Raw genomic sequence first — 14163 nt, 5'->3', positions numbered from 1 at the left:
GGTGAGGGGTCAGAAGGTGAGACTCCCGCCACGAGGCGGAATCGTCGCTCGCGAACCGTCTTCTCGCGGACGATCCCGTTCGTGGGGCGGCACGACGCGTGCCGCCCCACGACTCCCCGTTCGAGTCGGCGGCCGGAGAGCGCGGCCTCTGCCGGCCGGAGGACGGCAGAGGCGAAGGCGTGGGCCTCCGGCTCCGGGACCGGGTCAGACCTGCCGGGCGAGGCCCCTCTCGACCGCCTCAATGATCTTCGGCCGCAGCTCGGCGCAGCTGATGATCATGTCCACCGAACCGACGTCGACCGCCCGCTGGATGCTGTGCACGCGGTCGAACTCGGTGGCCACCTCGGTGAGCTTCTCGGCTCGCACGGACGACCGCAGCTCGGCCAGCTCGGTGGCCAGCGCGGCCCGCGTGGCGGCCGGTGCCTCCGCGACACGGGCGGCGAGCGCGAGCACGCGGGGGTCGTTGCCGGTCCGCTTGTCGACGTCGCGCGCGAAGACCACCGCGGCGGCCGGAGCACCGCCGAGCACCGAGGCGAACGAGCCCTCGACCGCGAGCACGGTCATGTTCGGGTTGAGCGCCTTGGAGAACACCACGAACGCGCCGCCGTGGTACCGGGAGATCACGCAGAACACGATGGGGCCCTTGAAGTTCACCACCGCGCGGCCGATCTCCGCGCCGTACTCCAGCTGCAGCTTGCGCATCGACTCGGGCGACCCGTCGAACCCCGACAGGTTGGCCAGCACGACCAGCGGGCGGTTCCCGCTGGCGGCGTTGATGGCCCGGGCGGCCTTCTTGGACGACCTCGGGAACAGGGTGCCCGCGGTGTAGGTGTCCGGGCCGTCGGTGGGCGGGAACCCGCGACGCGGCACGGACCTGGACTCGATGCCCAGCAGGCACACCGGCCGGCCGCCGAGGTGGACGTCCCAGGTCGCGGCGGTGTCCGCGTCGGCCATGCCCGCCCACCGCTCCAGCACCGGGTGGTCCTGATCGGACAGCGCGCGCATGACGGTGCGGATGTCGAACGGCTTCTTGCGGTCCGGGTTGGACTCGACGGAGAAGATCTGGCCCACCGTCGTGAAGTCGCTGTCCGGCACGCTGTGCGGGAACGTCGACACGTCGCGGTCCACCGGGTCGCCGGTGACCGTCCTGCGCGGCCCGCTCTCCCCCGGCGCGATGTAACTGTGGTCGTAGTGCGACATCAGGATCTCCCGAGCGCCGCGGATGTCCGGCGCCCAGTACTGTGCCTGGCCGTTCGGGCCCATGATCCGGTCGTACCCGCCGATGCCGTGGTTGTCCTCGGCCGACACGCCGCCGGAGAAGTCGAGCGACTGCTTGCCCGTCAGCACCATCGCGGAGTCCGGCGTCATCACCAGGATGCCCTTGGTGTGCATGAGCATCGTGGCCTCGGCGTTCCAGTACGGCTGGGCGCCGACGTTGATGCCCGCGACCACGATGTTGATCTCACCGCCGTCCTGGGTGAAGTTCACGATCCGCTTCAGCGCGGCCGCCACCCAGTCCATGTTCTCGGTGCCGGACGACATCGAGATCCGGGCGCCCGCGGAGAGCGCGAACCACTCCAGCGGCACCCGCATCCGCTCGGCCAGGTCGAGCGCGGCGATCACCCGCGCGCACTCGGGCTCGGACAGCGCGCCGAGCGCCTTCGTCGGGTCGCCCAGCAGCACGACGCGGGTCATGCCCTCCGGGTGGCGCGACGTGGGCGTGCTGACGACGCCCGCGACGAGGGCGGCGGTGTTGCGCCCCTTGGGCCTGTTCACCGGCACCAGCTCCGACCGCTCGTCCAGGTCGTACTCGGTGAACGAGCCGAACGGCCCGGCGAGCATGGCGGTCAGCTCGTACGGGTGGTGCGTGCCTCGGCTGTGCGCGCGCAGCACCTCCTGGCGGTAGTCGTCCAGCGGCTCGATGGGCTCGGTCGGCGGCGGCACGACGGACAGCTGCACGCCGGAGCCTACGTCGTAGCCGATCCGCACGGCGATGTCGACGAGCTCGCCGGTGGCGCCGTCGCGGCGCCTGCCGAGGAAGAGCACCTCCTCCAGGCCCGCGCCCGCCGTCGTCGGCAGCACGCGCTTCGCCACGGTGTTCAGGTCCTCCGGCGAGAGGTCGTTCGGCGGCCACACGTAGATGACGATCCGGTTGGTGGCGGACGTCTTCGCGCCGGGCTTCTTGGCCCGGCGGATCGCGTCGAGGCACGTGGCCAGGATGTTCTCGGCCGCGGGCAGCGCGACGAGCCTGCCCTCGTCGTCGCGCAGCGGGGTCAGGTCGCGGACCTGCCCCAGCGCGACGAGGCGCTCGTCGGACGGGTTCTGCCGCGCCGTGGCCCGGAAGAGGTAGACCTCCTCGTCGGGGGCGGGCAGCCGGGTGAGGTCGAAGTCGCGCAGCCGTTCCAGCTGCATGCGCTCGGCGATGCGCGGGTGCAGGCCGCGCAGCAGCCGTTCCTCCGCGAAGCCGTCCGCGGACGGCCGGAAGGTGAAGTGGTGGTGCATCACGGCGCCGCTGTTGCCCGCGACGGTCGTGACGATGCGGCCGACCCGGTTCGACGGCTGCTGCGCGACAATGACCTCGCGCAGGCACTCGGCCATCTCGTCGGGGTCGCTCGGGCCGTCCGACCAGGTCAGGTAGATGTCCGCCACCAGCTCGCCGTCACCGGCGAACTCGTCGACCGCCTTGACCGCCTCGGTCAGCGCCAGGAAGTCGACCGCGGTGGCCACGACGCGGCCGTTGCCGGTCGTGGTGCGGTGGTCGGCGACGACGAACGTGCAGCCCGCCATCTTGCTCACCCGGATGTCGCCGAGCGCGCGGTTGCCGTAGTAGCGGCGGCTCAGCACCTCGAGCAGCGGCACGGGGTCCGCGCCCTCGCGGCCGATCCGCTGGCCGACCAGCCGGACGAGCGGCTCGGCGCTGGCGACCATGGCGGAGATCCGCTCGGCGCGGTCGGGCGCGTCCGGGTGCCGGTCGAGGTGGCGCAGGTGCTTGCGTACGGCCGTGTAGACCTTGGCGCGGGTGCGGCGCAGCAGCGGCTGGGCGAACCAGGCGAACACCACGCCGCGCGCCAGGTCCGCGACGGCCGGGAACCGGACCTGGGTGGCGGCGACCAGGTGCTCCAGCGCCAGGCCGACGGTGACGCGGTCCGCCTCGGCGGGCGGGGACTCCTTGACCCACTGGCGCAGCAGGGTCGTCACCACGGCGACGTCGGTGGACGCGCGCCGCTGGGCCAGGAAGATCCGGAAGACCGCGTCCTCCAGCTCCGGCGTGCGCTCCAGGCCCTCGACGCCGTAGCGGGACAGCACGTGCGCGAGCCGCTGCCGGAAGCTCTCCGACAGCCCGGCCCGGTCCGGGTCCAGGTACTGCAGGTAGGTGTGGAAGTACTCGCGGGGGCTGTGCACCGAGGAGTCGGGCTTCGACTCCTCCCCGGCGGGCCGGTTGCGGCTCAGCTCGCTCAGGTCGGCGAACAGGCGCAGCAACTCGACCTCGCCGGCCGGCTCGTGCTCGCCCTTCTCGGCGAGCTCGGCACGCGCGGCCAGATAGCCGGTGAGCAGGCGCTTCTCGTCCCGCGAGTCGATGTCGAAGCCCAGCAGGAGGCTGCGCAGGTCCTGCAGCCCGCGCGCGGCCCGCTCGGCCGCGGGCACGTCCGCCGGCTCGGCCGGCAGATCCAGTTCGACCTCCCGCACCTCGGCCACGGGACCGGCCGCCTCGTCGCCGTCGCCCAGCGGCTCCAGGCGCAGCAGGCGGGCACCCGCCTCCACCTGGCTGCCGACCGACACCGCGAGCTCCCGCACGCGGCCGCGGAACGGCGCGCGCAGCACGGTCTCCATCTTCATGCTCTCGACCACGAGCAGCGGCGCGCCGGCCTCGACCTCGTCGCCCGCCTGCAGCGGCGTGGCCACCACGAGCGCGGGCACCGGCGAGCGTACGATGCCGCCCTCGTCGCGGCTGATCCGGTGCGTGACGCCGTCGACCTCGACCAGGTGGATCGGGCCGTGAGTGCTCGTGACGACCTTGAAGCGGACGCCGTTCACGGTGATCTGGCCGCTGTGCTCGTCGAAACGCTCGATGTCGACGTCGGCCGCGTGCTGGGGGCCGCCCGCCGAGATGCCGATGCGGAACCGGTGGCCGCCGGTGCGGGCGACCTGGACGCGGTAGCCGACGTCGCGGAGCTTGAGCTCCAGCGCGCGTCCGCTCTCGTGCTGCGACTGCGGGCGGCCGCCGTGCGCGGCGGCCAGGAAGCGCTGCCGCGTCACGGCCTCCTCGTCCTCGTAGGCCTCGATGGCGGCGGCGATCAGCGCGATCGCGGAGTGCCGGTGCGCGACGAGGGCGCCCTGGGCGCGCACGCGGTCGATCCAGCCGGTGTCGGCGGACCCGTCGATCACCGCGGGCTCGTCGAGCAGCGTGCGGACGAAGCCCTTGTTCGTCACGCCGCCCTCGATGATGACGGTCGTCTGTGACATCGCGCGGCGCAGGCGGGCCAGCGCCTCCGTACGGTCACGGCCATGCGCGATGATCTTGGCGATCATCGAGTCGAAGTCGGCGGGGATCGTGTCGCCCTCGCTGAACCCGGTGTCCACCCGGATGCCGGGGCCGCTGGGCAGTGCCAGCCGCGCGATCCGGCCGGGTGAGGGCGCGAAGTCGCGGTCGGGGTCCTCGGCGTTGAGGCGCGCCTCGACGGCGTGACCCCACTCCTGTGGCGCGTCCCCCTCGAGCCTGCCGCCCGCCGCGACGTGCAACTGGGCCTTCACCAGGTCGACGCCGGTGGTGATCTCGGTGATCGGGTGCTCGACCTGCAGACGCGTGTTGACCTCGAGGAACGCGAACAGCCGCTCACCGGGGTGGTAGAGGAACTCGATGGTGCCCGCGCCCCGGTAGTCCACCGCGAGCACGAGCCGCTCGGCCGACGCCTTCAGCTCGGCGACCTGCTCGGCGCCGAGGACCGGGGAGGCGGACTCCTCGATGATCTTCTGGTTGCGCCGCTGCACGGAGCAGTCGCGCACGCCCAGCGCCCACGCGGTGCCCTGCCCGTCGGCGATGACCTGCACCTCGACGTGCCGGGCGCCCGTCACCAGGCGCTCCAGGAACACGACGCCGCTGCCGAACGCCCGCGCGGCCTCCTGGCGCGTCAGCTCGTAGGCCTGGGACAGCTCGTCGGCGTCGGCGACCATCCGGATACCGCGGCCGCCGCCGCCCGCGGTCGCCTTCAGCATCAGCGGGTAGCCGATCCGCTCCGCCGCCGCCTTCGCCTCCTCCAGCGTCTCCACCGGACCCCGGCTCCACGGCGCGACGGGCACCCCGACCTCTTCGGCGATCAGCTTCGAGCCGATCTTGTCGCCCAGCCTGCGCATCGCCTCGGCGCTCGGGCCGACGAACGTCACGCCGATCTCGGCGCACAGGTCGGCGAACGCCGGGTCCTCCGCCACGAAGCCCCAGCCGACCCAGGCCGCGTCCGCACCGGTCTCGACCAGGGCCTTTCTGAGGACCGCGTGGTCCAGATAGGGCCGGTCCGCGGCGAGTCCCAGGTCGTAGGCGATGTCCGCCTCCCGGACGAACGTGGCCGTCCGGTCGGAGTCCGTGTACAGGGCGACGGTCTCGATCCGTGTGCCCGTCTCCGCGGCTAGGTCCTGAACGGCGTGGATGAGCCGCATGGCGGCTTCACCGCGGTTGACGATGGCGACACGACTGAACACTGAGCGGGCCTTTCGAAGACGGTGAACACGGCGGTCGTCCCCGCCGTAACCGGGGTACATCCTCTCGACTGCCTCCGGATACCGGAATGGCGGGGACTAAGCGTGTTTCGCGGCCGGAGTTGTGCGGCTCGCACAAACGCGCCCATCGGGATGGTGTGACATCTGGCGGGTATGACATGTGACTGATGTGATCTTGGTCGCGCGACGGCTCGTGGACTCGAAGGTCCGTTCGGACCGGTCACGGGCGAGGGTAGTCCGTTTGCCGGGCGGCGACAAAGATGGCAGCTCGCGCCCGTGCCGTCCGCGTGGCGTGCCCGTGGGAGCGATGAGTGACGCGCCGCCGATCTTCGAAAACGACGGTCCCCCGGGGGCGGCGCGGGGAGAGCGCCCGTCCCGGGTCATGGCGGCTCCTCTTGCGGGGCGTAGAACGCGGTGGTGGCGGCGACGGCGGCGGCGACCTGGCCGGGCGGGCCTCCGGCGGCCTCGTGGGCCCGGCCCCAGGCCTGGCTGCCGGCCGCGATGAAGCGCCGGCCCTCGTCGGTCAGGTGGAAGGTGTCCTCGTCGACCTTGGGCGCGCCCGACAGGTGCAGGCCGAGGCCCAGGAAGGCGAGGTCCCAGCCCACGCCGACGGCGCCGGGGCCGTAGCCGGTCCACATCTCCGGCGGCACGTCGGCGGTGTGGCGCAGCTCGAACAGGGTGCCGCCGCCCTCCCCCGACAGGCGCACCTCCACCTCGGAGAAACCGGGGTCATCGCCGTACAGCCAGCTGATCCTCAGCAGGCGGGGCGGCTCGCAGCGCAGGATCTCGCCGCCCGCGTTGCCCTCGATCCGGTACGTGCCCCCCGGCCGCAGGTCCCCGGTGACGGGCTGGAACCAGCGGCTCAGCCGTTCGGCGTTCGTGCAGGCGTCCCACACGTCCTCGGGCTCCGCGTCGTAGCGCCGCCGCAGCGTCATGACCTTGCGCTCGCCGTCGAGCAGCTCGCGGTGCGCCTGGTTGATCTCGTCAACGATGTCCATCGGGTGTCCTCCGTGTCCTCCGTCGTGCGTCGTCCGTCGTGCGGCGGGCCTCGCCGGGAAGGACGCCTATTCGCCGGTGAAACCGTCGATCCGCTCGCGCAGCAGGTCGGCGTGGCCGTTGTGCCGGGCGTACTCCTCGATCATGTGGACCAGGATCCAGCGGTGGGAGCAGTCCTGCCCGTGGCGCTGCCGCTTCGCGACGGCGTCCAACGGCACCTCGGCCGAGAGCTTGCGGGCAAGCTCGATCTCGGCCCGCCAGGTGGCGAAGGCCTCCTGGGCGGAGGCGGTGTCCACGTCGTTGAAATCCGCGTCGGGGTCGTCGGTCTTGTACAGCAGGGGGACGTCCTCGTCGTTCAGCACGCGGCGGAACCAGACGCGCTCCACGTGCGCCATGTGGCGGACCAGGCCGAGGAGCGACAGGGTCGACGGCGGCACCGAGCGCTCTCGGAGTTGCTCCTCCGAGAGCCCCGCGCACTTGACGGCCAGGGTCTCGCGGTGCCAGTCGAGCCAGTTGTTCAGCATGGCGCGCTCGTCACCGATGAAGGGAGGAGGGATGCGGTTGTCAGTCACGGCTCACGATTATCGCACCGCGAAGTACCGTCCGGTCATGGCCGATGATCGGCTGGAGCCGCCGCGCTCGGGAGGTTCCGGTGAGAAGCGAATTCGAGTCGCTTGACCTGAATAAGTCGAGCGACTTAAATGACGCCAACCGTGGTCTCCGAGGGAGAGTGATCTTGAGCGAGCTCAGCGCCGAGGCGCCCGAATACCCCTTCCGCAACCCCAGCGCGCTGGAGCCGCCGCGGGAGTGGGCCGAGCTGCGGGAGGGCTGCCCGGTCGCGCCGATCCGGCTGGCCAGCGGGGACACCGCGCTGCTGCTGACGCGTTACCAGGACGTCAAGGAGGTCCTGTCGGACCCGCGTTTCACCCGCCGGCTCGACGCCGAGGGGGCGGCGCGGGTGACGGCCAACGAGTCGGGCGGCGTGTTCGGCCGCAGCGGTGACGGCGGCGGCGACATGACAGGCGACACCCACCGGGCGTGGCGGCAGTTGGTGGGCAGGGCGTTCACCGCCAAGCGGGTCATCGCGATGCGGCCCAGGATCCAGGCGATGGCCGAGCGGCTGGTCGAGCGGATGGTCGTCCAGGGCGAGCCCGCCGACCTGGTGAGCGCGGTCGCCTTCCCGTTGCCGGTGTGGGCGATCTGCGACCTGCTCGGGGTGCCCGACTCCGACCGGGACAGGTTCGCGTACTGGTCGGACACCATGCTCAGCATGACCAGGTTCGGCCAGGAGGAGATCGACGCCGCCCAGGGCGAGTTCGACGCCTACCTGATGGCACACGTCGACACCAAGCGGGCCGAGCCGGGCGACGACCTGCTGAGCGAGCTGGCCTCGATGGTGGAAGGGCTGGACGGGCGGCTGACCGAGCAGTTGCTGGTGATGACGGCCAAGGGCCTGCTGGTTGCCGGGCACGAGACCACCGCCAACATGATCGGCAAAATGGTGTCGATGCTGCTGGCCGACCGTTCTCGCTGGGAGGCGCTGCTGGCCGACCGCACGCTGATCCGCTCGGCGGTGGAGGAGGTGCTGCGTTTCGACGCCAATCCCGGCTTCGGTATGCCGCGGTACCTCAGCGAGGGGGTCACGGTGGCGGAGGAGGAGCTGCCCGCGGGCACGACGGTCGTGTGCAGCATGGCCTCGGCCAACCGGGACGAGAGGCAGTTCGAGGGCGCCGGCGAGATGCGGCTGGACCGCTCGCCCAACCCGCACGTGACCTTCGGTGCCGGCCCGCACTCCTGCCTGGGGCAGGCGCTGGCCCGCACCGAGCTGCAGACCGTGCTGAGCGTGCTGCTGGAGCGGCTGCCCACGCTGGAGCTGGCCGTCCCGGCCGCCGAGCTCAGGCGCCGCGAGGGTCTCGTGGTCGGCGGGCTGGAGAAGGTTCCGGTCCGATGGTGACCGTGCCCGGCCGGACGGATCACGGAAAGACGGAGCACGACGAGAGGGAGCGTGGAAAGACCGTCCCCAGCAGGACCGCGTCCGGCGTGACGAAGCGCGGGAGGACCGTGCCCGGCAGGACGGAGCGGGCGCGGGAGACGCGCGGAGCCATCCTGGACGTCGCCGAGCGGCTGTTCGCCGAGCACGGGGTCGGCGAGGTCTCCAACCGGCAGATCGGCCAGGCCGCCGGGCAGGCGAACAACTTCGCCGTCGGCTACCACTTCGGCACCAAGGCCGACCTGGTACGAGCGATCATCCGCCGCTACACCACCGAGACCGAGGAGCGGCGGCTGCGCATGCTGGAGGCGATCGGCGACTCCGCCGACCTGCGCGCGTGGATCTCCTGCCTGGTACGACCCGCCACCGACCACCTCGACGCGCTGGGCGTGCCGAGCTGGCGGGCCCGCTGCCTGGCCCAGGTCACCGCCGTGCCCGCCCTGCGCCAGATCGTCACCGAGGAGTCCGTGGCGACACCGTCGATGCGGCGCACCCTGGACGGCATGCTGCGGTTGCTGCCCGACCTGCCGGAAGAGGTGCACCGCGAGCGCGGCGACATGACCCGCCTGCTCCTCGCGCACGCGCTGGCCGAGCGCGAGCGCGCCCTGCACGAGGGCGAGTCAACGACCCACGCGAGCTGGGAGGCCGTCGCCGTCGGGCTCGTCGACGCGCTGGCCGGCCTCTGGCGGGCTCCCGTCACCCCCTGCCCCTGACCGCGGAGAACGGATCCCTCATGCGTGGACCGAAGGGCAGGAGAGCCGTCGTGGCCGGTTGCCCGCGCCACGCCGTTCGCGGATGATCCATACACGGAGTGAGGCGCACCGAAGGGCGACGATGAGGGCACTGCTGGTTTTCCTGAGCATCACCGTGGCGGGGGCGTTGGTCGCGGTTCTCCTGTTGCTGCTGAACCCCGCGGACGGCGGTCCGGCTGAGGAGCACCTGGTCTCGGGGTCCGCCGCCGCCTCCGCCGCCTCCATCGCCTCCGCGTCCCCCGTGGCCGGAAAGAGCGTGCTGCTGGACGTCGAGGGCGCCGTCATCGAGGAGTTCTCCGGCGACTGCGCGAACAGCGGGTATCCCTCCCTGTGCCGGCAGATCAGGGAGCGGCTTCTCGCCGAGGACCCGCGGCTGCTCACCGGCGGCGGCCTGACGATCCGTACGACGATCGACCAGCGGCTCCAGCGGGCGGCGCAGCGGGCCGTCGACGCCCATGTCCACCGCGACGACCCGCAGGTCGTCACCCAGGTCATGATCGTCCCGGGTGAGGGCGCCATCAGGGCCATGGCCACCAGCCGTGAGACCGCCGGCGAGGTGGCCTTCCAGCAGGGCACGACGGCGATGCCCTACACCCTGGCCGCCGCACTCGCCGCCGGTCTGCGCCACGACGACGGCTTCCAGATCTCGGACGAGTACCGCGCCCCGGACTACGGGGCGTTCAAAAACTGTGCGAACGAGGCTGTCGCCGATCCGGCCCACACCGTCGTGAACCTGGAGAAGGGCGGGGACCGGTTCGTCACCCTGCGCTCGGGCACCCAGAAGGCGGTGAACACCTTCTTCATGCGCTTGACGGAGAAGGTCGGCTTGTGTGAGACCGTCAGGATGGCCGAGCGGCTCGGGCTCAGGCGCGCCGACGGGACGCCGCTCCGGGGGTTCGAGACGTTCACGCTGGGCGTCAACGAGGTCGACCCCGTCTCGGTGGCCAACTCCTACGCCAGCCTCGCCGCCCGCGGCCGCTTCTGCGAGCCGACGGTGATCACGGAGATCCGCGACGGCTCAGGGGTCCCACGTTCCTTCCCGCCTCGCTGCGGCCAGGTCCTGGATCCGGCGGTGGCCGACGCGGTCACCGCGGTGTTGTCGGAGGTCCTGGCGAAAGGCGCGCTCGGCGGCATCGGCCGCGAGGCGGCGGGCATGCCCGGCACGACCGCCGACTTCACCGCCGCCTGGTACGCCGGTTACACCCCCGGCCTGGCCTCGGCCGTCAGCCTCGGCGACCCGCGCGGCGCGTTCCGGCACCCGCTGATCGACGTCACCATCGGCGGCCGCCACTACCCGCGGGTGGACGGCACGTCGCTTCCCGGCCTGGTCTGGAAGGAGGCGATGTCCGAGGCGGTGCGGGGAACGCAGGAGACCGCCTTCACCCGGCCGGACGCCGATCGCTTCGGCGCCTGCCGCGACGCCTGTCCGAGCTGACCGCCACGGGCCCGGCCTCGACCCGGACGCGGCCCATGTCCTCGCTCATGGGCCGCGTTCTGGTCAAGGCCGGTGCGGCCCGCGTCCAGCGGCGATCAGCCGTTGTCGTCCCCCGGGGTCTCGGGGGCGAAGTGCCGCACCCCGAACGCGATGGCCGCGGCGAGGTCGTCGTCGCCGGTTCCCCAGGCGGCCTGGATCGCGGGCCCCCAGGCGTGGCAGCTACGGGTGGCGAACTCCTTCGCCTCGGGCGTGTCCTCCCAGCTCTCGGGGTCGAACGCGGTGCCGCGCAGGAACAGGTCGAGACCGAGCAGCGCGAGGTCCCAGCCACCGCCGATTCCGATCGTGCCGCCGGGCCCGTAGGTGCGTACCAGCTCGTCGACGATCTCGGCGGGAGAGGCGTGCTCCAGCTCCAGGACGGTGCCGCCGTCCTCGCCGCGCGCGAGGCGGACCTCGACCTCGGTGTTCATGCCCTCCCCGAGGGCCCAGGTCACCTTGATCAGATGGGGCTCCTCGCAGCGCAGGATCGTCCCGCCGGCGTTGTTCTTGAGCTGGTACGTGCCACCGGGCCGCAGGTCGCCGTCGACCGGGGCCAACCATCGGCCGATCCGGTCGGGGTCGGTGCAGGCGCTCCACACATCCTCGATCGAGGCGTCGTAGGTGCGGCGCAGGAGCAGCGACCGCCCTCGGCCGGTGGCGACCGGGAGGTCGCCGATCTCCCGGTGGGTGGCGTTGATCTGGTTGACGATGTCGATCACGTGTCTTCCTCGTTCCTCGTTGAGGGGTATCTGTCCGCGGGCGGTATCCCGGCGTCGTCCTCGCGCCGTTTCCGGGGCCCGCGTCCGCCGCGCGCGAGTTCGGCGCCCAGCGTGTCCAGGTGCCGGTTCCAGAACCGGCGAAAGCGCTCCAGCCAGATGTCGACCTCCTGCAGGGGTGCCGATTCGACGGCGTACAGCCGCCGGGTGCCGTCCGCGCGGACGGTCACGAAGCCGGAGTCCCTCAGCACCCGCAGGTGCCGCGACACCGCCGGCTGCGAGATCCCGAACTCCGTCCGGATGACCCCGCCGACCGCGCCCGCGCTCCGTTCACCGCCGGCGAGCAGCTCCAATATCCGGCGTCGCACCGGGTCACCGAGCGCCTCGAAGGCCTGCACGGCATCGACAATTTCATCTAACACTTATATAAGTCAAGTCTTAAATATTCGTGCGGCCGACCGCGATCCGTTCACCGCCGGCGAGCCCGCCCGGCGACCGGGACGCCTCGCCGAGCCCGGCCGACAAGGGCTTGAACAAAGGCCGAGCTCCTCACCGTGCCCGAACGCGGCTTCGCCGTCGTCGCGGTGTCCAACGCCGGCCCGGACGAGGGTCTCGCCTTCAACCGAGCCGTCGTGCGCTGGGCGCTTGCGCACCATCTCGGGGTGGTCGACCGGGACCCCGAGCCGCTCCCCTACGACGACGCCCGGGCCCGGGAGATCGCCGGGAGGTACGAGAACGACGCCATGACGCTCACCATCACCGCGGAGGGGGCGGTGCTACGGCTGGAGGTCCTCATCAAGCCGGAGATCAGGGCCTCGGCGGACATCGAACTGCCCGCCGACCACGCGCCGTTCGACTTCGGCCTGCTGCCCGGCGACGGGGACGAGTACGTCATCACCGGCGGCGCCTTCCAGGGGCAGCGCGGCTTCTTCACCCGCGACGCCGGCGGCGCGGTCGTGGGAGTCGACCTCGCCGGCCGGTTGTTCAACCGGGTCGCGACGGCCTCCGTGTGAAGCCCGGCGCCCGATGTCCCCGGTGCCGGCCGCCGGCTTTCCGCCCGTCGCCGCCGGGCCGGTGTCAGGGACCCAGCAGGCGGCGGGGACCCGGGCCGTGCTCGGCGAGCGTGTCCCCGGGGTTGATCAGCGCGCACTGCTCGAAGGACAGGCAGCCGCAGCCGATGCACTCGGTGAACCGGTCGCGCATCCGCTCCATCTTCTCGATGCGAGCGTTGATCTCCTCGCTCCAGCACGCCGACGCCTTGAGCCAGAACTCCCGGGTGGGCGGGACACCCTCGGGGAGGAAGCCCAGCACTCCCCCGATCACCGACAGCGGCATGCCGACACCCTGCGATGCGCGGATGAACGCCACCCGGCGCAGCGTGCTGCGGTGATAGCGGCGCTGGTTACCGGTGGTCCGGCGGCTGGCGATGAGCCCGCGCCGCTCGTAGAAGCGCAGCGCCGAGGCGGGCACGCCGCTGCGCTCGGACAGCTCGCCGATGGTCAGCTCCTCGGCGATCGTCGCGGGTTCCGGCATGGGCCAACCCTAACCTGAGGTGAACCTCGGTTCAGGTACGAGGCCGTTCACCCGGTGCCGCCGGGACGCCGGGACGGGGCATCGGGCGGCGCGACGGGCAGGACGCAGGACAGGGCGCGGCGCAGGGTGGTGGCGAAGGACTCGGTGTTGCCGGGCTCGAGCCAGTGCCGCCCCGCCACGCGGATGGCACCGGCGACCGCGGCGGCCGTGACGGCGGGGAACAGGTCGCGTCCGGGGTCGGTGCCGGTGCGCGTCGCGATCGCCTCGGCGAGCGGACCCTCCGCCATGGTGAACGCCTTCAGCGCCTCGCCCTCCAGCTCGGGCGTCGACATGATCATGCGCAGGCCGGCCTTGTCGGGCTCGGGGTCGCTGTAGAGCTCGATCACGGCCGCGGTGACGGCCTGGTCGAGCGGCTCGCCGGCGGGCCGCGAGCGCAGCGCCTGCCCCACGCGCCTGGACTGGTCGGCCTGGAAGGCGCAGATCGCCTCGGCCCTGCTCGAGAAGTAGTTGTTGTAGGTGCGGGGTGAGACTCCCGCGGCCGTGGCGATGTCATGGACGCGGACAAGGGCCAGCCCGTTGGGGCCTCGCTCGATGGCCAGGCTCAGCGCGGCATGGCTGATCGCCTCCCGGGTGGCCTGGCTGTTGCGTGCCCGGAGGTCCATCGCGTCGTCGTTCATGGGGCAACCCTATCGAAATTGCGCGCCACGCACTATGTGCGTGGCACGCAAGTTGTGGATAGAGTGCGGTGGAGCGCCTGGCACTCACGCCTGGAGAGTGCCAACCACACGGCGTGTGCCGGGACGGCGAGGTCCGTCGGCGGGTTGGCCGCCCGCCGGTGGGCCGTCCGTCGCGGGCGCCGTCCCGGAGAGCCCCGTCAAGAGCAGGAGCAGGAATGACATCGAAAATGATCGCGTTCAACGAGGACGCCCGGCGCGGTCTCGAGCGCGGCATGAACCAGCTCGCGGACGCCGTCAAGGTGACCCTCGGCCCCAA

11 protein-coding genes are annotated in these 14163 nt (G+C 72.0%); 4 read left to right on the top strand and 7 right to left on the bottom strand.

Annotated features, from left to right (window positions below; translation table 11 throughout):
• Window positions 1–204 precede the first annotated feature (204 nt).
• From ACTOQ3_RS38890 to ACTOQ3_RS38880, 3 genes are all read right to left on the bottom strand, one after another.
• Window positions 205–5694: an ATP-binding protein gene (locus ACTOQ3_RS38890; RefSeq protein WP_440088719.1), complete on the bottom strand. Its 5490-nt coding sequence runs from the start codon at window positions 5692–5694 to the stop codon at window positions 205–207.
• A gap of 398 nt (window positions 5695–6092) precedes the next feature.
• Complete coding sequence (locus ACTOQ3_RS38885) at window positions 6093–6710, bottom strand: SRPBCC family protein (RefSeq protein ID WP_440088718.1); 618 nt, start codon at window positions 6708–6710, stop codon at window positions 6093–6095.
• A gap of 66 nt (window positions 6711–6776) precedes the next feature.
• Window positions 6777–7280, bottom strand: a complete 504-nt coding sequence (locus tag ACTOQ3_RS38880) for a DinB family protein (RefSeq protein WP_440088717.1) — start codon at window positions 7278–7280, stop codon at window positions 6777–6779.
• Between the two features lie 164 nt (window positions 7281–7444).
• Between ACTOQ3_RS38880 and ACTOQ3_RS38875 the strand changes: the two genes are divergently transcribed.
• From ACTOQ3_RS38875 to ACTOQ3_RS38865, 3 genes are all read left to right on the top strand, one after another.
• The gene (locus ACTOQ3_RS38875) at window positions 7445–8662 is read left to right on the top strand and encodes a cytochrome P450 (RefSeq protein WP_440088716.1); all 1218 of its coding nucleotides are present in this window, start codon (window positions 7445–7447) and stop codon (window positions 8660–8662) included.
• A gap of 86 nt (window positions 8663–8748) precedes the next feature.
• Window positions 8749–9411, top strand: a complete 663-nt coding sequence (locus ACTOQ3_RS38870; protein WP_440088714.1) for a TetR/AcrR family transcriptional regulator — start codon at window positions 8749–8751, stop codon at window positions 9409–9411.
• A 121-nt stretch (window positions 9412–9532) separates the two neighbouring features.
• Entirely contained in the window at window positions 9533–10885 is a 1353-nt protein-coding gene (locus ACTOQ3_RS38865; protein WP_440088713.1) for a penicillin-binding transpeptidase domain-containing protein, read from the top strand.
• A gap of 95 nt (window positions 10886–10980) precedes the next feature.
• On the opposite strand, the gene ACTOQ3_RS38860 is transcribed toward ACTOQ3_RS38865, so the two are convergent.
• Together ACTOQ3_RS38860 and ACTOQ3_RS38855 are read right to left on the bottom strand one after the other, a co-directional pair.
• Window positions 10981–11640 (bottom strand): SRPBCC domain-containing protein, encoded by a 660-nt coding sequence (locus tag ACTOQ3_RS38860; RefSeq protein WP_440088711.1) that lies wholly within the window; start codon window positions 11638–11640, stop codon window positions 10981–10983.
• Window positions 11637–12059, bottom strand: a complete 423-nt coding sequence (locus ACTOQ3_RS38855; protein WP_440088709.1) for an ArsR/SmtB family transcription factor — start codon at window positions 12057–12059, stop codon at window positions 11637–11639. Before ACTOQ3_RS38855 ends, ACTOQ3_RS38860 begins: the two co-directional genes overlap by 4 nt.
• Window positions 12060–12191: 132 nt before the next feature.
• On the opposite strand from ACTOQ3_RS38855, the gene ACTOQ3_RS38850 reads away from it, so the two are divergent.
• Window positions 12192–12650: a hypothetical protein gene (locus tag ACTOQ3_RS38850; protein ID WP_440088707.1), complete on the top strand. Its 459-nt coding sequence runs from the start codon at window positions 12192–12194 to the stop codon at window positions 12648–12650.
• Between the two features lie 64 nt (window positions 12651–12714).
• On the opposite strand, the gene soxR is transcribed toward ACTOQ3_RS38850, so the two are convergent.
• Both soxR and ACTOQ3_RS38840 read right to left on the bottom strand, forming a co-directional pair.
• Entirely contained in the window at window positions 12715–13170 is a 456-nt protein-coding gene (gene soxR, locus ACTOQ3_RS38845; protein WP_440088706.1) for a redox-sensitive transcriptional activator SoxR, read from the bottom strand.
• Window positions 13171–13217: 47 nt separating this feature from the next.
• On the bottom strand, window positions 13218–13847 hold the full coding sequence (locus ACTOQ3_RS38840) for a TetR/AcrR family transcriptional regulator (RefSeq protein WP_440088705.1): 630 nt from the start codon (window positions 13845–13847) through the stop codon (window positions 13218–13220).
• Window positions 13848–14163: the final 316 nt, after the last annotated feature.

It is taken from the genome of Streptosporangium sp. LJ11, assembly GCF_051918945.1.
Classification (GTDB): Bacteria; Actinomycetota; Actinomycetes; order Streptosporangiales; family Streptosporangiaceae; genus Streptosporangium.
The sequence above is the reverse complement of the archived record's forward strand: the minus strand, read 5'-3'. Positions and strand labels throughout refer to the sequence as shown.